This window comes from Haloarcula onubensis, assembly GCF_031624605.1.
Taxonomy (GTDB): Archaea; Halobacteriota; Halobacteria; order Halobacteriales; family Haloarculaceae; genus Haloarcula; species Haloarcula onubensis.
The window spans coordinates 11,550-32,299 of record NZ_JAMQOS010000006.1 but is presented as its reverse complement, the minus strand read 5'-3'; the positions used below and the strand labels follow the sequence as shown (position 1 = coordinate 32,299).

The following is a 20,750-nucleotide window of genomic DNA, read 5'->3' as shown; positions in this document are numbered from 1 at the left end:
CGCCACGTTATTTACAACTGAAGAATAAGACAATGTTGAGGTTAGCCAACTCCCGTTCCGCGAGGATACACACGATCGCCTTCAGGGGAGTAAACGAGTCGCGACCAGCTAATCGAGACTGTTCTAACTAATGATATTACCACTGGTCCCACCGTTCGTGCCTGTCTTGCTCGTTGCGATTCTTTCGCCATTGTTCTCCCGCCGGATAAGTCATGCTCTCGGCCTGGTCGCGACTGCTGTCGTTGTACCGTACGTATGGCTCCTCCCAGAGGGTGCACTTATATCTGGAAGTTTATTCGGCTTTTCGACCATTTTCCTGTACGTAGACTCATTCACTCGATTGATGGGCGGTATCTTCGCATTCATTGGCTCAATCGGCATTATCTATTCATATGCGAGTGATGCCGATACCGTTCAGACAGCATTTGCCCTCAGTTACGTTGGAACTAGCATTGGGGCCGTGTTCGCAGGTGATTGGTTGACGCTTATTTTCTTTGTGGAGTTAATGTCGGTTGGAAGTACGCTACTTGTATGGCATTACGGCGGCCGGGCGGTTCGAGCGGGCTTCCGGTATGCACTCTGGCATGGAATCGGTGGGAGCCTGTTACTGGCAGCGATCGCTTGGCAATACGCAACTGTTAATTCGTTTTTGTTTACTGCGGCTGATGGCATCGTCGGCACTGTCCCTCAAGTGCTGGCTGTCGTGGGTGTCGGTACTATGGTCGGATTCATTGGCCTCCACACGTGGCTCCCTGACACATATCCTAAGCCCCACATCGCTGCGAGCGTTTTTCTCTGTGTTTATACGACGAAAACGGGAGTCTATGTGATGTACCGAATTTTTCCGGACGGCCAGTTCGCAGTTGCCTATATGGGTGGCGGAATGGCCGTCTTCGGGGCTTTCATGGCTCTGATGCAGAGTGATATGCGACGGCTTCTCTCCTATCATATTCAATCACAGGTCGGGTATATGATAGCAGGGGTTGGAATTGGAACAACACTCGCCACCGCTGGTGCATTCGGTCACGTCTTCAATCACATCCTCTACAAGAGTCTCTTGTTTATGACCGTCGGCGTCGTAATTTATCGAACTGGCGAAGAAAGTCTGAAACGCGTCGGCGGGCTCGCGAGAAAGTTACCAGTAACGACGGTAGCCTTTTCTATCGCGGCACTTTCAATCGCAGGATTCCCGGGCTTTAACGGGTTCGTCAGCAAAGGGATGGTTCTATCAGCCGCCGAGTACGAGGAGATGGAGACTCTCTGGTGGTTATTGATACTGGGCGGCGTAGGAACATTCCTATCGTTTATCAAACTGGGCTATTATGTGTTTTTCCACGGCGACTACGAAGGGGAGATCTACGACGCAACCCGAGGACAGAAAGTTGCGATGGCGATAGTAGCAGGCCTGTGTGTGATCTTCGGAGTGTACCCCAGTGGATTGTTCAGTATCATCCCCTTTGGGTCAGAGATTCATTATGAAACATTCACCTTGGGTCATATCGGTGAGGGTCTTGAGCTTGCGATAGCAGGTATTCTTGGATTTGCTATCTTACGTCGGCCACTCAAGCGAATTGGCCGCATTCCAGATTTCGACGATATTTACAATCCCACCGTTTTCTTTGGGACCAAAGCAATAGTACATGGAGTCACCAACTCATTTGCTCGCATCGATCAATTTGTGGTGCATCTCACCACAGGGACTCGCTGGCTCCTTAATAATCCCGAGTTAGGAGTCAGACGGTTCACAGCTATTGTGAAACAATCAAAAGTCGCTGAGCCTCAGGACAAAGATATAACACCAGGTACTTTTCGAGCAGGTATTGGCCAATCAATTGCCATTATTCTATTAGTCCTTGCAGTTATGTTGTTTGTATTGCTATTCAGTTAACGTTGAATAGGGTGATACGATTGTCTGTGAGTGCATAGATGAATTTGCCTCCCATAGCGGCGAATACCTTCCGGAGTTACAGTCGACAGTGTTAATCTGTTCCACGGATGAGCTTCCGAGTGCCCCGTTGGTGTAGCTCGGCCAATCATCTCGGCATCTCACGCCGAGGACCGAGGTTCAAATCCTCGACGGAGCATCCCTGATCCGTTCCACTGCTCTACTCATAACCCTCACAGATGGCTACCGCACAACAAGGAACCGAGGGACACATTTTGACCCGTTTTACCGCCGCAGAGATCGGTACAATCACCAGCCCGTGTCTGATTGTTCTTGCCACCGCCACGGTCGTATACAGCTGGCCACCGGCTGTACTCGGATGGTTTGTATCCGGCTTACTCGGACTTCTTGTCGCAGTAGCTTCCGGCCGGACGTCAGCAATCAAGCCCAGTCTCATCAAATGGCCCCGGCCTGAGTCGAGAGGCGATTTAGCGGTGAATGCGATCGCATATAACGGCGTCCTGATTATTGGCACTGTCCTCGGGCAAATCGTGTGGACAGCAGCGAATAGTCTCCTACTCGCTGCAGGAGTTGGGGCCGTTCTTCCGGTCTGGTTCCTCAAGCACATACAGTTCCTCGTGTTTCTGGACGGCGAGTGAATTCACCGCGCCGGTCATACTTTCGGAAGAAGATATTTCCACACCCAGCATGAGCCAACGACAGTCAAATCCAGAATATGAGAGGTGAATCAGTCAGGTAGAAGTGGCTTCCTGTCCAAAACAAAATAATGTCACCAGAAGAGCGGCAACCACGTGGGGACCCCTCCCGTGGACAGACCTCTCGAATCGGGTCTGTTCGGCCACTCTCTATACTTCTCGCCGCGATTGGTACGCTCACTCAGGTTCCCGTCGCATCTGCCCACGGTACAACCGGAAGCGGTGGACTCTCGCAAGGACACGGTGTAATTATTGCTTTCGTTGGTGCCGTTATTCTCGGTGGATTCATCCTTCTCAAACGAACAGATCGTATCACGGCGACAACCGCTCTGTACGGCGTGTTCGCCGGTATCGCTATCACTGCGCTTGGAGCCGTGCTCTTCGAAGGGCTCTCTCCGGATCCGACGTATACCGCGAGCTCGATGCCGTTCCCCCGAACGTGGTATCAGCCACTGGCCCTGCTGAGTGGCTTGGGAATCATGGTCGCGAGCTTCGTCGTTGGGTGGCTCCGCTGGCCATCCCGGCCACGGTACACGTTCCTCGGCATCCTCATGGGATTGTGGATCTCGTACCCCTACCTCCTTCCAGGACTGGCAAGCGATACGCATCCACTTGGGTACGCCATCGTCCTCGGCACGCCAATCCTGGTCGGTTATGTCGTCTGGAAGGACGCAGGGAGTGTCATTCGCGCAGTCATGCGTGATCCGGTTGCGCGTCGCTTCGGCATCGGTGTTGGTGTCGTGTTAGCGCTCTTTTTCGTCTCGATAACGGGGTACCTCTCGTTTTTCCCCGAAGAAGGCTTCCCCGAGGAAGTGACGGTCGTCGTTCTGCCCGCAATCTATCAGTTGGTGTCGTGGCCGACACTCGAAATCGCGATCCCCCATCTTCCGTTCATACATATCCCGTTCTTCCTGGCCGTGTCACCTGGCCAGGTCATCGTCGTCGGGATGCTGAGCGCTCTCATCGGGTTGAACGCTGCCCTCATCGCCCGTCACTGGCGCGTCGAAGAACGAGCTGGTATGACCGAAGGAACCGCCGGGAGTGCTGCAATCGTCGGGACGTGTACTTGTGGCTGCTGTGGACCACTCGTCGCAAAGATCGCGGTGCTTGCTGCCGGGCCATCGATTGCCGCCCCCCTCTACTGGGTATTCGTCGATTCGGCCTCGCCGCTCAGTGCAGTATTCATCGTTGGGAGCTTCGTCCTCTTCACTGGGAGTCTGATCTACTCGGTTCAAACAGCCCGACAACCCGATCAATCGGCCGCCATCATCCCCGCCGACTGAGGTAAGGTATCTACCGTAACACGGTACTCGGGATGGACGAATGAGTCAAGAGATGAAGAGGAAACGCCGACAGTACGTGTTTTTGTGACTAGCAGCGGTACTGATCGTTGTCGGCACACTCGGAACCGGCTTCCTCCAGTCGACGCCGTTCGACCAAGTCCTCTCTGGAGGCATCATCGTCCCGGGCTTTGCGATCGGGTACGTGGGTCTCGGTGCCTTCGAATTTCCCGAATGAAACGATAGGTGCCGTCTTCACCGGTTGCAGCGGGTATCTGCCGCTTCGCAAGGATGAAACCGCTACTCGTGAAGCAGGTCTCGAAACGAATTCGCCGCCAGGAGACCGCCGGTCGCCACGACCGCACCCATCGCGAACACCGGATTCAGCAACCCCGTCGCTGCGAGGGACATCGTAACTCCATTGTAGAGCAGCGCTAGCCCATTATTCTGTTTGACACGCCGACGAGCTGCAGCTGCGAGGTGGAACGTCGTCTCCACCGCCGCGAGGTCGTCACCGACGATAGAAATATCCGCGGCATCGGACGCGAGTGCCGTTCCACCACCGAGCGAGATCCCCAAATCTGCGGTCGCAAGGGCCGGAGCATCGTTCGTCCCATCACCGACCATTGTAACCTGTCCCCGGGACTGTAACCGCCGGATCGTCGCGGTCTTGCCTGCGGGTGGGACCCCCGCGAACACGTGATCGACGGCAGGATGGCTGTCGAGAAAATCAGTGGCAGCCTCATCATCACCGGTCAGAACGACGATCTCGATAGCACGGTCACTCAGTTGCGTGAGTGTCTCATCCCAGCTTGGGCGTGGTTCATCGCCCACGACGATGACACCCTCTGCATGACCGTCCCGACCGACGACGACCGGAAGGTGACCGGCCGTTCGTGCCTCTGCGGCACGCGTCTCGATCTGCTCGCTAACCGACCACCCCAGTTCCGCGAAGAGATGGAGATTCCCGACGAGAACGTGTGTATCCGCGACGACGCCTTCGACGCCGGTCGCGTGGCTCGTGAATTCAGTGATGTCCTCTGCGTGCTCGTGATCACTTCCATCGGCAACACCACCATCGGCTCTCGACCGGTCGCCGTCCTGATTCCCTTGTGCGAACGCATTCACGATCGCGTCGGCCGCCGGGTGGGATGCTCGCTGTTCGAGGGCCGCGACGATTTCAAGGAGATCCGACGGTGCATCCACCTCGAGGACATCCATCTGGCCGGTCGTGAGAGTCCCCGTTTTGTCGAAGACGACGACGTCGACGTTCCGAAGGCGCTCGAAGACGGTCTCGTCGAAGATGACGATGCCGCGCTCTACCGCTTGTTCGATACTGGTTGCCACCGAGAGCGGGGTTGCCAGGCCAAGTGCCCACGGACATCCAACCAAGAGAACCACCAGCGCGGTCAGGACGGCGACGGGGATGCCAGTCCCCACCAGAAGCGACCCCAATCCAGCGAGTACCGCCCCACCGACGACGACCGGGATAATGACTGACGCGAGCCGATCTGCCTGCCGCTGGACGCCGTGATCCCCGCTCTGAAGATCCCAAACCGAAGTGATGAGGCGATCGATACTACTGGTTGTCTCATCGCTCACTGTGAGGACGGCAGCACCATTTGTGACGACCGCCCCGCCGACGACCTCGTCTCCCGCTTGCTTCGATACCGGAAGCGACTCGCCCGTCACGATCGCTTCATCGACCGTACACTCACCCTCAGCGAGAACTCCATCGACCGGGATTCGTTCACCCTCGCGGACGAGGACACGCTCCCCGGGTACCAGATCGTGTACGTCGACCGTCGTCGTCCCATCGGCGCCATACCGCCTGGCCTCGGTGACGTGAGAGATAGTGAGATTCGTCAGGCGATCCATCGCCCGCTGCTTGCTCAGTGATTCGTAGAAGATAGCGGCCACCACACTCGCGGCAACCACAATCGTGAGGTCGTAGAACACATCGAGCCGCCCGAGGAGGAAGGCAATCGTGCTATACACGTAGGCACCCACGATGGTTAGTGCGACGAGCAGGTCGGTGTTCGGCTGTCGCATCTTCAGACTGACATACGCACCCTGTAACAACGGCAGGCCGGTGAAAAACAGAACTACCCCTGTCAAAACGAGAAAGAGCGGCAGGATCAACAGGCTATCTCCACCACCGAGTCCGGACGCACTCGCGTACATATCGAGCGTCCCGTCACCAAAGAACGACGAGAGCTGCGCCGGATAGAGGAGGACCGCATATGGGAGGAGCATGAACGTCCCGAAAATGACGCCAGCAGCGTAACGGAACCCTAGCACCTCATCAATGCCTCGTTCAGTAGGTTCGTCAGATCGCCGTGACTGTCCGATTACAGTCGGTGCGTCATCATTCCCTCCAGCACGAAGGGTTGCCGAATAGCCGAGCGTACTCAGAGCATCACAGAGAGTCTCCTTCGAGACGCGATCAGGGTCGTATGTGATACGGATCGTCTCGGTAACGTAACTCGCCGCGGCGTCAGTGACACCCTCACAGCTCTTGGCGACTGATTCGAGAAATGCTTCACACGTCGCACAGTGCATCCCATCGACTTGGAAGAAAACACGTGACTCGGTCGTCGATTCAGTGGAGCCTCCAGCGCGCTGAATTTTTTCAACGCTGGGAGTGTGCCTAACTCCGGGTGTTGTGTCCATCCGTCGAGATTCCGGTTCCTCATTACAAAGGACACGATAGACGCTCTGACACCCTGTACAACAAAAGAGAAGATCGTCAGCACCGACGACTCGGTGGTCGGGTACGGTTCCATCACAGAGCGCGCACGTGGGAGGTGATAAATGAGATGGAGACATAACTGCTCACCACCGGCGTAGAGAGGTACAGCCTCGGCCGGGGAACGCAGGTGCCAATCTAAGTCGAACGGCCATTACTGGTGGTACAGATGCGTCGGTATTAATGCTGTCCGGAGAACGCGACTTAGTCCTTTGACATCGCGGAGAGCTCCGGTTGGAGGAACATGACATTCACGCGTCCGACGGCATCGAAATCTCGGAGTCGGTACACCAACTCCCGGATTCGTGCTGCAGAGCCCTGACAGAAGAGCGTCTCAAGACACCACTCCCCGTGGTGCATATGTTGTGTGGTACTGATAACCTCCTCAAACTCGTGCTGAACCGTATGGAGTTCACCGATGACGAGTGTGTGCTCGTAATCGAACGCCAGCGCTGCGACGACAGGGCCGTCCAACTCTTCCAGTTCCGTGTGACGCTCGATGTATTCCTGAATCGCCTCACGGACGGCACGGGAGCGTGATTCCAATCCTTCGTCTTGCCACGTCGTATCGAACGACTCGAGAACCTCTTGGGGAATGTTCAAACTCGTTCTCATACCTCAGCTATGGATGGCACTCCTCAAGAGCGTCATTATTACGAACTCCCGAATCGGGCCATAACAACCCGTATAAGCAATTCTCACTCTACTATCGAGTAGATGGCCAACGGAGTGTTCGCACTCGCACTCGGGGCAACTGCCCTCGGTCTCACGCACGGTCTCTCCCCGGGCCACGGATGGGCAATTGCGGCGAGCTACGCGCTCGACAAACCAAACAAATGGGTCTCCGGAGCTGCATCAAGCCTCATTCTTGGGATTGGACATCTCATCAGTAGTATCGCGATGGTGGTCGTCTACTTCTGGGCGCTCTCGTATTTCGGCCTCACCCAGATTCCCTGGATGAACTACGTCGCCGGGACGCTACTCATCGTCCTCGGAATCTGGCAATACGTCAGTGGGCACGAACACACCGCGTCAAATCAGGAAGACGATCATAGTGACCACCACGATCACGCCCACGACGACGGTCATGCCCACGTCGACGACGATACCCAAGGATGGATCGCTCGGGCTCGGCGGATAGTTCCGTTCGTGAGCCAGTCCGGCCATTCCCACTCTCACGACAATCTCGAGGAGACGTCGGATCGTGGGCTGTACGGGATGGCAGCCCTCGCGTTCGCCCTCGGATTCACCCACAACGAGGAGTTCGATATTATTGCGATCTGCACCGGCTCGACCTATTGTCTCGAACTGATGCTCATCTACTCGCTGGCCGTCATTACGTCGCTCGTCGGTGTGACGCTGGTACTCGTAGCTGGCTACCAGCGCTACGAGGACCGGCTTGAAGACTACGCCGAGTACCTGCCAGCGTTCACGGCGACAATCCTCATCGTAATGGGTATTGGATTCATTCTGGGCATCTTCTAAGGTTTAAAATGGGCATTCCGATTCCAGAAACGTTGTCCACCCGAAAGATTCCATCCGATGTGAGCAGTGATAGAGCAATCCTCAGTCGGCAGGTTGAGCGTCAGTAGGCGGAGTCGCACTTGGGAGCTCGGGGATGGAAAAGTCGATGCGCCGAAGCAGCTGTGCGTTGATTGCGACGATCACCGTACTCAGCGACATCAGGAGCGCTCCCACGGCGGGAGACAGCAGAATCCCGATTGGTGCCAACACGCCTGCTGCAAGCGGAATCGCGAAGACGTTGTAGCCGGCCGCCCAGACGATGTTCTCCTGCATCTTCCGGTAGCTCGCCTTGCTGAGTTTCACGAGCCGAACGACATCCATGGGGTTGTTCTGGACGAGGATGACGTCCGTCCCGTCTTCGAGGTCAGCGTCCATCTTCTGATAGCGGTTCGCCCAGAGCATACAGGGAAGCTCGGCGTCGCCGTCGGTCAGGGTGAAATAGAGGGCGGTACTGTTCTGATGGAGATCCGTGACCTCGCCGATACACCGGACGCCGTTGAGGGCAGGCGTGTCCTGGACGACCGATGCAATTCGGTCGTTCAGCTCTTGGACTGAAAGAACATTCCCGGACAGGACATCATCTACCTCCCGTTCGGCATCAGCCATCGCACTAACTTAAGACGGGGAGAGCAGATTCAAAAATGTACCCCCCAGTGCCAGTGAACCCCGCCAACTGTTCTGTGTCCTTGAATTACTCCAGTAACCCGAGATCAGTGAGCCGATTTTCGATCACTGTAAGCGCTTGTTCAGCATCGTCAAGCTGTTTCCCGCCCGTGATGACGAGCTTGCCACTCCCGAAGAGGAGTGCGACGACGTCCGGGTCGTCAAGCCGGTAGACGAGCCCCGGGAACTGCTCTGGTTCGTATTCGATGTGTTCGAGACCTAGGCCGATCGCAATCGCATTCAAATTGAGTGTGTGGTCGAGGTCCCCACTTGAGACAATATTCTGGATTTCAATATCTGGGGAGGTAGCGACATCGACACCCAATTCACGGAGCTCGTCGAAGACATATTCCAACGCGGTCGTCACATCGTCGACGCTTTTTGGACCCGTACAGACGACTTTCCCCGAGCGGAAAATGAGCGCTGCGGCTTTGGGATCATGCATCCGATACACGAGTCCAGGGAAGTTATCGGGATCGTAGTCGGTGGCTCCTAAATCCTCAGAAAGCGTTTCCAGATCGAGTTCTTGACCGATATCGGACGATGCGACCACATTCTCGACTTGAATTGATTCGGCTGTGACACTCATAGGAGTACCTTCCAGTCACAACCCCCTTAAAACGGGGAGTGACTTTGAGCGTTGGTGTGGTACCTTCCGAATTAGAGGTCGCGGGGCTGGACCGTCTTCCGGTCGTTGGCCTCAGCACGTTTTGCGGCGTCGTCGAGCAGTTCGGCGACCTCTTCGTCGAGGGCGTCGTAGAAATCTGCCGAGACGTTCTGGTCCGAGAGTGCGTCCTTCACGGCCGCTTTGACGATTAGGTCAGACATTCCATCGCGAACTTCTCTTGTCCACCATATAAATGTTCGAAGTTCCCACGCGGGATTCTTGCCCAGTCATGCTGTATCCGCCTCTGAGTACCAGAGAGAACATATGCCACCCCTCAAAAAGTGGGAACAGACGGATGCACGATCTAACTGGGTTCCAGCGGGACATCTTGTACGTGATCGCCGGGCTCGAGGAACCACATGGGCTCGCAGTCAAGGACGAACTCGACGACTATTACGAACAAGAAATCAATCATGGGCGGCTCTATCCAAACCTCGACGATCTCGTTGACAAAGGCCTCCTGAAGAAAGGTGAACTCGACAAACGGACGAACGTCTACACGGTCACGCAACGCGGAGTGCGGGAGATCGAGGCACGACGTGAGTGGGAAAGCCAGTATGTAGAAGACGTGAACGCACCCACCCAGTCGTAGAATCAACATACAAGCGGGACTGCTTTATCCACTTCCCACGAATACACATTGAGATGGCTCGGCTCGTCTTCTATCACCACCCACAGGCCGAGAACTTCTCACTCAAACATAGCTCGGCATCGATAGCAGAGATCCGGTCTCAGCGAGAGCAATCCGACGAGTCGACAAAACTCATCGGGTACCCCTTCGAAACACCGGTCTATGTACTCTACGAAGGCGATTCAGAGATCGAATCAGCCCATGACATCGACTTCGATCAGGAATGGTTGAGCGACCGTATTCGTGACCTTCCTCGTGCTGGGCAAGTTGTCGCATTCCGATTAGTGGAATTGCTCGAAGCAGCTGTCGATGTTCGAGATGAGGATGAGTTCCGGCTCTACAAGGAGTTCGAACCGCAAAAGATCCAGCAGGCACTCGATCACGTCTCTTGGAGAGCACCACTTCCGACCGTCGCTGGAGAGGTGATGTCGAATTTGATTCTCCGGCACTCCCTTCCGAATGCGAATCACCGAACCGGAATCGCGATGCTGCAGTTCTGTATTGAGAGTGTAGACCCAGGTTTCGAGATGCCCCGAACGCACGTCGACGACGATACCTGGCGTGAGTGGGTCGATCCCTACATCATCGATTCCAAGCGGCTCATTACTGTCCGTCGGAACAATCTCCGTTTCAAGAAGCTCGAAGAACTGGACGTCGACCTCGTCGAACGGAAAGACGGGATCCAAATTCGATTAGCCGAGTTCGAGCTGGATATGCACTGGCAAGAAGCCCTGTCAGAGTACGCTGAGCAGCATGAATCCCACTGTACGGACTTCACGAAGGCAGTCCTCAAACGTGCAGAACGGGACGATCTGCTCGACCGTCAAGGACCCACGAAACAAGAGTTCATCACGTATCTGGAGGACGGGCTCGTCGAACGGGATTTCAGAGAACTGTTCTGATCAGTCGCGAAGCTCGGCGACCGACTGACCGACCTCACGGACGTGTTCACTTCGCTCAAGGTCGAGTTCCTCAGCGAGGTAGTCAACCGTCTCTTCCAAGCTCATATACAAAGAAAGTCCGCGAACCGGTATAAACCTAGTGCTGAACGCTTCAGCACAGGCTGGTTGTGATCAATCGAAATTCTATCTCGGATATGCGTTTTCTCGCTCTACTTGTCTTCGATACTCTCTATACATGAAAGGTACCCATTCAGAGTATGTTGAGTACACTGAAGGCCATTACACCAACATACACAACGTAGAGACCGTCGAACAGCAGGACTTGCAATCGCGTGAACCCGTGTGCAGCCGCTCCCCAGTGGGTCAGTCCCGCGTACACGGCCGGCATCAGCGCAACGAATAGCAGATTCACCCAATAGAGTTGAAAGTCCTCGATTGGAACCGTGACGAGTGCGAGCGGCACGAACGCTACGGTCATCGTGACAGCGTTGTCACCGATAACGCTCGTCGTCCCGGCGGTGACCTGACCGCTTCTGACGACGCTCCACGTCGCGAACATCTCGGGGATCGCCGTCACAATCGCCGTTACGAATAACCCGCCCACGAGCCTCGAGATCCCGAGTGCAGCCACGATGTTCTCCGTCGAGAGAACGATACCGTACGCTCCCGACGCGAGGACGACCAGCCCGGCACCGGCAAGGCCGAGTTCTTTCTTGGTCCACTGCACGTCCTCCGACTCGGAGCGACCCCTGAAGAACGCCTGGCCCAGATATGCGAGGTAGGCTGCCCCCATAATCCACCCATCGATGGGCTGGAGTCCCCGCCCGGATTCCGGCAGCGTGAGGACGGCGACCAGACCGAGGATTCCGAGATACGGCAGTATCAGGACGGTAACGGCCTCCTTCTGAATCCGAAGGAGATTCTCCTGGCGGTGGCGACCGTGCGTCGCTGTTTGGCCGCCAGACGACGTGCTTCCCTGTTCACCGTCGCGACGCGTATCTTGCCCCTCCGTTTCGTCGCCGAGGTCTCGCTTCCGCGAGGCGACGTAGGCGATAGTAACGATGAGTGGAATGGAGACGATGTTGCTTTGTTTAATCACAAGACAGCGGCGGGGTAGAGTTACTCAGACACATTTTCACAGCGTCAACGCCACAATTTCGGGACCAGACGATGCAGTAGCTGTCGCTACTGGCGCTTGGTGAATAATCAGAACTATGCCATTTTGTTCCCACGGTCAAGTGACGACGGCGATGCCTCTCCTGGATACGTCCAGAAAAGGGGAGCAGGCGGCGAGCCCTAACTCGCCGCCTGCGTCAGGTTATGGACGATGCACTTGCGTGTGAGCTCCCGGAACTGGCCGTGCTAGCTCCGGGAGCGGAGCTTCTCGCCGTCGTCTTTCTTCAACTGCGAGAACCCGGTTTCACTCATCCAGCGCTGGTTGTAGTCCTCGTTCATTCGTGCATTGTGCGCTTTCTGTAGCGGTGTCTGCTCTCGGTGCTTGATCAACGACCGCGTCGAGTTGGAGCGACACTCCTCACGGAGGTCGCTCCAAGAGTAGTTGGCGTCAGCAGACAACACACGCAGGTCTTCCGCGTTCCGGCGGAAGACCTGCATCCCAATATGGCCGTCCCACGCCTTCTGCGTCGTGTAATGGGTATTTTTGATTGCTAGCGTGTTCACGTCAATCAGAATCGTCGTCTTCATCGTCTGGAATGAGAAGTCTGCGCGGTCGCGGTAGTGGTAGCTCGTCTGATCGCGCTGGAAGCCACTTGCATCAATCGCTGCTTCGCCGCTCCAGCCCGCCTGCTCCGCCGAAGCGCGGAGCAGGCGGCGGAGCTCACGCATCCGATACTCATCCTCCCACCGACAAATCGAGCTGTAGTGTGGAGCCTCCTCAAGACCGAATACAGCTAAAATACCGGACATCTCATTGAGATAGTCTTCAGTTTCTCGGAGACTCTTTTCCAGTTCGACACAGAACAGAATCAACGCTATCTGTGTCCATTCGGCGTACCCGTCCGCGCCTTTCGGCGCGGCGGGTACGTCAGGATCGTCTACGTGTTCTTTGGCAAGTTCTCGACACATCCACGCTAGCCGTCTGAGCGATGCCATATCGCCAGACGGCGTCCATTTCCGGGATAGCTTAACGGAATATCTCCGTCTGAGCGTCTGAAACTGCCGCCACTAGCAGGCAAAACAAGGCAACAGCAGTTCAACCACGAACGCCTCGAAGAACTCCGCGTCGATGCGCTGGCAGAGCGCATCGACACGGTTGAGCGCAACATTGTGGACGACACCTATCACATCTGGACGAAGAAGCTTCCCGTCTCCCAACTGGGAGACGTGAAGCTGGTCATCGCCGAGAAAGAAACAGATGAAGACCCGGTCAAGTACCTCGCTATCAACAAAATTGACGCACCAATCCAGCACGTAATCCGCTCCTACGGGATGCGGTGGCGCATCGAGACGTTCTTCGAGGACTCGAAGCAGGATCTCGGCCTAGAAGACTGCGAGATGCAGACTGACGAAGGTGCCAGTCGGCACTGGCACCTTCTCATGGCTGCCTACAGCCTCGTTCGTCTTGATCCTGAGTCGAGCGCCTTGGGGACGGTTCGCTCGAAGCGATGACGCCTTCGAGCGAACCTCGAACATTCTCTGAAGGAAGCCGTCTATAACCTTCTCTCATGGGTTCGGGACAACGATGAGCGTGGCGTAGAAGACCTCATGCAAGAAATCGACCACCTCTTCGTTCACGCAACTGCCGCCGCCAACGTATAACTCTTATTCATATTGATAAAGTTCTAAGTCGGATTCCCATTGATTGGGATGCCACCATTGCTTCATTACGTAACCACGCAACAAATTATTTATAGTACCCAGAACCGGCTGACAGAATACTTTAATATATTCACGTTATGAAGGATAAATTACAATCCCATAGACAGTCCTCAGACAGTCAGGAGCACAACCCAGAGTCTCTCCAGGATAACACGTGTCCTGAGTGCCAAGACACCATTACTCAAAATGGCGACCGAGGTGAAGCGACATGTGATGGCTGTGGATTAGTTTTCGAGAAAAATAAAGTTGACCTTGGTTCCGAATGGCGTGCATTCATGTCGGGTGAGAAGGATAAAAAGAGTCGTGTTGGTTCTCCCATGACACATTTGATGCACGACAAGGGGCTGAGTACAACCATTGATTGGAAAAATAAAGATGCCTATGGGCAGGATGTCTCTGGTCGAAAACGCGCCCAGTTACAGCGACTCCGGAAATGGGACGAGCGGTTCCGAACGAAGGATGCGCATGAGGAGAATCTCAAGCAGGCTCTCGGTGAAATCAACCGGATGGCATCCGCTCTCGGGCTTCCAGATTCAGTCCGGGAAACTGCAGGCGTCCTGTACCGTCGGGCTGTAGAAAAGAATCTGCTTCCCGGTCGCTCTATCGAAGGTATGTCTACAGCATCATTATATGCGGCCACCCGACACCACAAACTACCACGATCTCTGACTGAGTTCGCCGAGGTCAGCCGTGTCGAAAAAGTTCGAGTCCAGCGGGCATACCGATATCTGTCCTCTGAACTCGGATTAGAAATTGAGCCAGAAAACCCAACTCGATATATCCCACAATTCGCATCCTTGCTTGAGGTAAGCGATGAAGCAGAACGGCGCTCTCGTGAAATTCTTGATGTAGCAACAAACAATGCTGTCCATAGTGGGAAGAGTCCAGCAGGATTGGCAGCCGCCGCTTTATATGCTGGAACACATCTTACGAACGAACAACTCACACAGGAGACGGTGAGTGAAGTAGCCAATATCACACCATTAACCATCAGAATTCGATATCAGGAGCTTCTCGAGGTGTACGAAGAGCATGGCTAATCGACCATAGAGAAGCCACTAATTTATTTGGAAACTCGGTAGTGAGTTGTCAATTAGTAATATGATTGTATTTTATGGATATGTAATAGTTGGCTGGTTACTATTATTAATCGGAACGTATGGAATCTTTGAGCCAGTGAAGACTGCCAAATTCGTGAACCTAATTGAGTATCGGAATCGAGAGAAATGTGCTGAAAGAAACACGCCGCGATATTACGATATACGGTTGACTCAGCTAGCATCTGTAATATGTGTATTTTTTGGAGCAGTTATTATTATTCATACTCTCTTACCTCCGCAGTACTTGAATGGGCATATTCAGTTGTAACTTTAATTGGTGTTTGTAACACTTATGTGTCATTTCTGAGTTTAACACACTGTTTAGTTCTGGATCTTTTCAGTTGTTTTTGCGTCGAGTCCTTAGAGCGGTGTCAACCTTAGCGTGAAGGAAGCGGTCGAGTTAGGGTAAGTTAGTGACTCAACAATACTCGACCGTACGGTTGAGTAGGCACGCGAAAAAGAAATATTTTCGCGCGAGGACACGCCGACGGAGCGGCGTGTCCTCGCGGCATTTCTGCATCATGCTGGCTTGTGGTATAGAAAGATAGAGCCGTTCGTGGACCGGTCCTACGAAGCTATCAGACAGTGATTTCATCGGTTGAAGGGACTGTTCGAGCCCGACTGCCGAGACCGACAAGAGGTCGCCGTCGATGAAACGAAAATCGAAATCGACGGTGAGGAAATCTATGCCTGGGTGGCAGTCGATTGTGACATGCTAGAAGTGCTAGCAATGAATGTTTCGCCCAGTCGGTCGAGTCTGGATGCGCTGTTGTTTCCCAAATACGTGCTCGAACGGTGCTGCGGTCGCCCGCAGGTGCGGGCCAACTGCGGCCCGTGGTACGACTGGCCGCTCGAACTCCTAAATTGTGAGGACGAACGCGAAACGTAGGGAAATCGGTCACTCATCAAAGCCTGGTTCGGCCTGTTCAAATGCCGAACCAGACGCTTCTGGTACCGATTTCCGTATTGTAGCTCCACCAAATCCACTAGGTCATGGCTCAGAGCCTTCGCCACGCTCCACAATACAACGCTCGAACCTTGACACCGTTACCAACCGATCTTTTTTGACGACTCGTACTTCGGCAAGCGGACTGAGTGCGTGCCTGAGGAAATAGTCTTTGAGGCGCGACTCGACAGAGGCCACAACCGGTTTCCCTAGATGCCGAAGGTGGCCCGAAGCATATCGCGCGTGCCGGGGCCGAGGCCCACGGCGGTAACGGCCACCAGCAACAGCAGTCCGTAGCGCGGTGACTCCTCGAGGAACTGGTCGTTGAACAGCCAGACGACAGCGGATGCCACGCCCAACTTGACAAAGAGGAAGGGCCACGAGGTGCCGATAACGGCCGTTAGGCTAGCGGCCTGGAGCGATTCAGTGGTATCGATTATGAAGGCGTTGGCCGGGTGTTTCGGGTAGTAGGTCAGTGGCACCGACAACGCATCAAGCCAATCCGCGAGGATTACGTTCGCAACGCCGTCGATAGCGTGGCCCCAGATGACCAGCAGTCCGATGTAACTGGTGCCGGCGTTGACTTCGGGAGCATATTTTTCAAACAGGATGTAGAGACCCACGGACAGCCCCGATGCAATTCCCACCGTCGAGAGCAACACGGACGGGTACAGCGTGGAGTACTCATACGAGAGTGTGCCCAGCATTAGATAGGCAAGCGTCCCCACCACGAGTGTGACGCCAACTCCGGAAGTGCCACGGTAGTAGTTCTCGATGTAGCCACATCGTTGAAGCGCGAGACAGCCCACAAGCGAGACCAACGTCACGAGGAAGACGGTCCCGTAGATGATAGGACTGATGATGAGCGAATTCAGCGGGTACTCCACGAGCGGTGTCACACCCGCGTCGATGGCCCGGTCGGTGCCGTCCTCGACCACCCGCAGGGCCCCGCCGAGTAACATGAACGGGACGAAGGCAAAGTAGAGGTTCGGGTCGTCAGCGATATCCAGTCGTTCCAGCAGCAGGTAGACGCCGACAAGCATGTACACCAGTATGAGCATGTAGCCGATTTCCGAGACGACAGTATAGCCAGGTTCGGCGACGATTGCGCCGCGCTCGATAGCGGCTTCGCATCCCTGATACAGCGGTTCTGGGCCGCTGTTGGTCATCACTGCACAGCTTGCGGCTTTGGCGTCGGCGTACACCGGCCCCCAGAAGTAGTGCCAAAGAAAGCGGTCCCAGATGCGGGTCGGCATTGCCATCGCCGCACCCGCGACGAAGACGACGATGCTAAGGAGGGATCCCACCCACAGGCGGGCCGCACCGGACTCCTCCTGAAGGGACTCAAAGGCGCTCATAATCCGGCCGTTGCGTTTTAAGTATTTAAAACCGGTGTAAGCCGATGGTGACGGCCTGTCATGTCTGTCGTTTCTACCTCAGCAGGGGACAGGAATGGAAGCAATATCAATCCTGACGACCTCGTCCCGCATCAGTGGATCGCTCTTCGTCATCGGTAGAGAGTCCATGACAGAGGGAGCCCTTGCCGAACTGAGCGAAACAACTACCGAAGATTATGGCATCCCGGTGTTGCCGGAGTTAGTATCGGGCTTTCTCGTGGATTGACAAACTTATAGCTCGCTGACACACTCAAAGAACTCAAGGCTGTCTCTCGTGCGGACATCACGCTCCTCCTAAGACTCGGCGCAGTGTTCAGGTCGATGGCAAAAAGAACCACGTTCGTGTATGCACTGAACCCCGCCAGGTGGAAATTCCCCAGTAGGGGCAGTGTCAAGCGTAACGTCTAAATATTACCAGTTAACAGAGCTTAGCTCGAACGACCGAGATATCGCCGGTAGCGACTCGCTTGTGCAACAACTCTGGGCTTATCACCAACTACCTCTCGGTGTTGAGCTATACCGGATTATATGAGCGGCTCAATTGGTCATCGGCGTACAGCAAATCTTCCGGCTGGTGGATACGCGCTCCCGATCAGGCGCGAGCAACTGGAACAGTCACCACGAGTGTTGTTCAGTCACTGCTGACTACATCCAAGCCCCCTGGCGTTCACCATATTCACCAATTGTTCAGTTTGGAAAAAGTCAGCCACCAGTTAGCTGTAGGCCGTATACACTCGGGAAATACAAAACAACCCACGCGATGGTATGACGTCGTTGAATCAGGCAGTTTCGCCGGTTCGGAGAACTTACATACACCGTTCGAAGATGTGTTCCCGACTGCTCACAAGTCAAATGAATTTAATCAGATTACAAAGAACAAAATATCAAAAATTCATTATTCTTCAGTTGTGTAGGTCCGCTCGTAGCCAAAGGGATTGTATGGTCTGCCGCCACCCTCATAGAACTTCCCGAAGAACTCGACGTACTCAAGACGTACCGCCTGCAGGCCTGCACTGGTAACGCCAAGAATAAGTACCAATGCATGGCCCAGTACAAGTATCAGCAGACCACCAACGACGGCAGCAATGCCGGAATGCATCAGGCCGGGGAACATTATATTGACCACCTCGTGACCGTGATACATTACGGATTCCGCACCTTCGGGTATCGTTGGCATTCCAGATACGCCGAAGTGCCATCCTCCCTCGCTATCGACGTATACGCCGAAAAAGAGGAGATTAACTACGAATGCCATCCCCGCTTTGGCGAGCAACACCGCAGCCAGTCGGGTATACGACAATACATTCACAAAGACGTTGAGGAACTCCACAAGTTCAATTGGATCGGCAAGTGCGAGTAAACCAAATCCGACAAAGAAAACGACTAACCACGCCGAGAACGGCGCATTAACAATCGGTAGCGTGAACAGGTTCATTGCCGGAAGGCCGGCAAATCCGAACGGGAATGGATTGCCAGCGAAGATCCCTTCCTGAGTTGTGTAAAGGAAGTTTGGTGCAGCTCCGTTAGCCCCAGAGAATACCCAAGCCCATAGCCCAAACATCATCAGCAGCCATGACCCACTCTCAGTGAGCGCATCCCAGAGGCTGTGGGAAAGATTCTGAACAAAATCAAGCGCCCACCCAATGGAGAGGTGGATGACACCAGCGAGGACACTAATGGTCAACCACGCGATAGCGTACTCTCCGTACTGAGGTTTTAACCCCTTGTGTATTGGCGCGCTCTTGAAGCCAAGAATCGGCCAGATAACGTCCGATACGATGAGTAAACCAAATATCTCACCATACAGGAAACCAAAGAGGATCGTAAACCCACCTGCCCACATTGCAACGCCACCAAGACTTTTCAGTACGTCGCTATCGACTTTGTTGTAGATAGCGTAGCCAGCGAAAAAGTAGAGAAGTCCGTAGCCGATATCCCCTATCATGAATCCGTAAAACGCTGGGAAGGAAAGAAGGAAAAACACTGTCGGGTCGAACTCGCCGTACTTCGGGCGGCTAACAACCTCAACGAGTGATTCGAAGGGGCGAGCTCCACCAGGATTGTCCTGAATTACTGGGGGAGCTTTATCACTCATCGTGACTGTCCCACCGTCTGCTGCAGCTTCTTCCGACCCCTTCTCGTCCTCGATAGTCGGGCTGGTTTCCTCAGTCTCATTGGACTCGCCATTCTCTGACTCGATTTTCTCTTTCGAATGGACATGTCCTTGGTCGTCGTATTCAGCGACTTCTAGTTTCTCGATGTCAATGGCTGTCTCGACAGCATTCCCTACTTCGCGTTCGAAGTATTCGTAATCCTTGTTGGGAATCCATCCCTCCGCAATGAAAGCATTCTCAGTCGTCGCGAATGCGAGTGGGGCCTCGGCTTTCTGAACTTTTATTGATAGTTTCTCTTCGACAGCTAGCAGGAAGCTACTGTAGTCAAGTCGGAGGTTCTCGAGGTCGCTCTCGGCGGTTTCGAGTTTTGATTCGAGCTTCTGTTTACGGTGGTTCAATTCTTCCGAGTACTCGCTGGGATCGCCGTCACCCTCGGGTACCTCCAACGCCGAGAAGGTCGTGCCGACTAAAACATCTTGCAGGTCATCTGCTCCGCTGCGAGCGAACACCGCCAGCACGCCGTCCTCGGCGAACACCTCGAAAGTGTCCAGTGCGCTGTCGGCGAGTGCCGACCGGACTTCAGCGGCGTCACCCTCGCCAACCGTCACCGAGAGAGTATCGTAGTCCCGAAGCAAATCGAGGTCGATACCTAGCGTGACAAAAGGTTCCATCGCGTTGATCTCGTCTTCAACCGCGCGCAGCTCGTCGCGGAGTTCGTTTCGATGGTCATCAAGTTCGGTGACCTCTGAGCGGACCTCTTCAAGATCCTCTTCAAGGGTCTCGTCAGCGACGAGTTGCATCGAGCCAGCGTCTTCCTCGCCAACGTTGAGGATAGATTCCAGCGAACGGACGGTGACCAGCTGGTCCGATGCTTCGTCGGCCCCCTCGACCGGGTCACCAGGTTCGAACCCATCCCACGAGCCATCATACTCGGTAACATGAAGGATGTCGAGAGCGTGGACGGCTTCAATGACCGGCTCCATGGTCCGTTTCGACCCCGTCACCGAGACGCGGCACATTTTCTTAGGTCTAAGCATCAAACATACCCTCGGAATCTGTATTGCTATCTCTGTCTACTTCCGTCGTCGTTTCGACAGCCTTCGTTGTTAAGTCCAGAGCCATTGGCCGTGGCATTCTCTAATCGGCTAATTCTAATCCAAACGTCTATATTGTAGTTACGAAGTTCGTGTTAATCCCGGTCAACAGGACTTGCTTCGCTTTTATGCGTATAGATCCTCTTCTTGAAATTCACCGTTGTGTCAATCATAACCTAATATCGTCAAGATTTTCTAATAGTTTCGCACCCAGATTCGGAAGTAATATTAAATAAATCACTTC

The 20,750-nt window shown here is 54.5% G+C and carries 16 protein-coding genes, 1 tRNA gene and 2 pseudogenes; 10 read left to right on the top strand and 9 right to left on the bottom strand.

From position 1 onward, the window contains the following. Nucleotides 1–130 precede the first annotated feature (130 nt). The 4 genes from NDI86_RS16715 to NDI86_RS16705 all read left to right on the top strand — a co-directional run bounded on the left by NDI86_RS16715 (nucleotide 131) and on the right by NDI86_RS16705 (nucleotide 3,884). Nucleotides 131–1,888, top strand: a complete 1,758-nt coding sequence (locus tag NDI86_RS16715; protein ID WP_220589771.1) for a Na(+)/H(+) antiporter subunit D — start codon at nucleotides 131–133, stop codon at nucleotides 1,886–1,888. Between the two features lie 121 nt (nucleotides 1,889–2,009). Next, nucleotides 2,010–2,084 (top strand) — tRNA-Glu (locus NDI86_RS16710). Nucleotides 2,085–2,124: 40 nt separating this feature from the next. Beyond that, entirely contained in the window at nucleotides 2,125–2,544 is a 420-nt protein-coding gene (locus NDI86_RS22230; RefSeq protein WP_470303451.1) for a DUF8215 family protein, read from the top strand. 128 nt (nucleotides 2,545–2,672) lie between these two features. Then, complete coding sequence (locus NDI86_RS16705) at nucleotides 2,673–3,884, top strand: hypothetical protein (RefSeq protein ID WP_220589772.1); 1,212 nt, start codon at nucleotides 2,673–2,675, stop codon at nucleotides 3,882–3,884. A 297-nt stretch (nucleotides 3,885–4,181) separates the two neighbouring features. Here the strand turns inward: NDI86_RS16705 and NDI86_RS16700 are convergent, their stop codons facing one another. After that, nucleotides 4,182–6,710 carry a heavy metal translocating P-type ATPase gene (locus NDI86_RS16700; protein ID WP_413229602.1) on the bottom strand — a complete coding sequence of 843 codons (2,529 nt, stop codon included), beginning with the start codon at nucleotides 6,708–6,710 and terminating at the stop codon, nucleotides 4,182–4,184. A 124-nt stretch (nucleotides 6,711–6,834) separates the two neighbouring features. After that, complete coding sequence (locus NDI86_RS16695; RefSeq protein WP_220589773.1) at nucleotides 6,835–7,245, bottom strand: CopG family ribbon-helix-helix protein; 411 nt, start codon at nucleotides 7,243–7,245, stop codon at nucleotides 6,835–6,837. A gap of 102 nt (nucleotides 7,246–7,347) precedes the next feature. Here NDI86_RS16695 and NDI86_RS16690 point away from each other — a divergent pair, with 102 nt between their 5' ends. Further along, nucleotides 7,348–8,115, top strand: a complete 768-nt coding sequence (locus NDI86_RS16690) for a hypothetical protein (RefSeq protein WP_220589774.1) — start codon at nucleotides 7,348–7,350, stop codon at nucleotides 8,113–8,115. 81 nt (nucleotides 8,116–8,196) lie between these two features. Here NDI86_RS16690 and NDI86_RS16685 read toward each other — a convergent pair whose 3' ends face one another. From NDI86_RS16685 to NDI86_RS16675, 3 genes are all read right to left on the bottom strand, one after another. Then, nucleotides 8,197–8,760 (bottom strand): exodeoxyribonuclease VII large subunit, encoded by a 564-nt coding sequence (locus NDI86_RS16685; protein WP_268899233.1) that lies wholly within the window; start codon nucleotides 8,758–8,760, stop codon nucleotides 8,197–8,199. A gap of 85 nt (nucleotides 8,761–8,845) precedes the next feature. Beyond that, on the bottom strand, nucleotides 8,846–9,406 hold the full coding sequence (locus NDI86_RS16680) for a TATA-box-binding protein (protein WP_220589775.1): 561 nt from the start codon (nucleotides 9,404–9,406) through the stop codon (nucleotides 8,846–8,848). 71 nt (nucleotides 9,407–9,477) lie between these two features. Next, on the bottom strand, nucleotides 9,478–9,645 hold the full coding sequence (locus tag NDI86_RS16675) for a DUF1931 domain-containing protein (RefSeq protein WP_135536541.1): 168 nt from the start codon (nucleotides 9,643–9,645) through the stop codon (nucleotides 9,478–9,480). Nucleotides 9,646–9,779: 134 nt separating this feature from the next. Here NDI86_RS16675 and NDI86_RS16670 point away from each other — a divergent pair, with 134 nt between their 5' ends. After that, nucleotides 9,780–10,076 carry a PadR family transcriptional regulator gene (locus NDI86_RS16670; protein WP_220589776.1) on the top strand — a complete coding sequence of 99 codons (297 nt, stop codon included), beginning with the start codon at nucleotides 9,780–9,782 and terminating at the stop codon, nucleotides 10,074–10,076. Between the two features lie 53 nt (nucleotides 10,077–10,129). After that, the gene (locus NDI86_RS16665; protein ID WP_220589777.1) at nucleotides 10,130–11,017 is read left to right on the top strand and encodes a DUF8172 family protein; all 888 of its coding nucleotides are present in this window, start codon (nucleotides 10,130–10,132) and stop codon (nucleotides 11,015–11,017) included. Nucleotides 11,018–11,267: 250 nt separating this feature from the next. Here the strand turns inward: NDI86_RS16665 and NDI86_RS16660 are convergent, their stop codons facing one another. Both NDI86_RS16660 and NDI86_RS16655 read right to left on the bottom strand, forming a co-directional pair. Continuing rightward, a complete protein-coding gene (locus tag NDI86_RS16660; protein WP_220589778.1) occupies nucleotides 11,268–12,116 on the bottom strand; it encodes a sodium:calcium antiporter in 849 nt (282 codons plus the stop codon). A 197-nt stretch (nucleotides 12,117–12,313) separates the two neighbouring features. Then, nucleotides 12,314–13,129 (bottom strand): annotated as a pseudogene (locus NDI86_RS16655) (IS5 family transposase). A 117-nt stretch (nucleotides 13,130–13,246) separates the two neighbouring features. On the opposite strand from NDI86_RS16655, the pseudogene NDI86_RS16650 reads away from it, so the two are divergent. Together NDI86_RS16650 and NDI86_RS16645 are read left to right on the top strand one after the other, a co-directional pair. Next, nucleotides 13,247–13,795: pseudogene (locus NDI86_RS16650) on the top strand (transposase); the annotation flags it as partial. A gap of 137 nt (nucleotides 13,796–13,932) precedes the next feature. Then, nucleotides 13,933–14,895, top strand: coding sequence for a transcription initiation factor IIB (locus tag NDI86_RS16645; RefSeq protein ID WP_220589779.1), 963 nt, complete (start codon nucleotides 13,933–13,935; stop codon nucleotides 14,893–14,895). Between the two features lie 1,215 nt (nucleotides 14,896–16,110). Here NDI86_RS16645 and NDI86_RS16640 read toward each other — a convergent pair. Next, the gene (locus tag NDI86_RS16640; RefSeq protein ID WP_220589780.1) at nucleotides 16,111–17,259 is read right to left on the bottom strand and encodes a DUF63 family protein; all 1,149 of its coding nucleotides are present in this window, start codon (nucleotides 17,257–17,259) and stop codon (nucleotides 16,111–16,113) included. A gap of 94 nt (nucleotides 17,260–17,353) precedes the next feature. On the opposite strand from NDI86_RS16640, the gene NDI86_RS16635 reads away from it, so the two are divergent. Beyond that, nucleotides 17,354–17,524, top strand: coding sequence for a hypothetical protein (locus NDI86_RS16635; protein WP_310901566.1), 171 nt, complete (start codon nucleotides 17,354–17,356; stop codon nucleotides 17,522–17,524). Nucleotides 17,525–18,193: 669 nt separating this feature from the next. On the opposite strand, the gene NDI86_RS16630 is transcribed toward NDI86_RS16635, so the two are convergent. After that, complete coding sequence (locus NDI86_RS16630) at nucleotides 18,194–20,449, bottom strand: V-type ATP synthase subunit I (protein ID WP_220589781.1); 2,256 nt, start codon at nucleotides 20,447–20,449, stop codon at nucleotides 18,194–18,196. Between the last annotated feature and the right edge of the window lie 301 nt (nucleotides 20,450–20,750).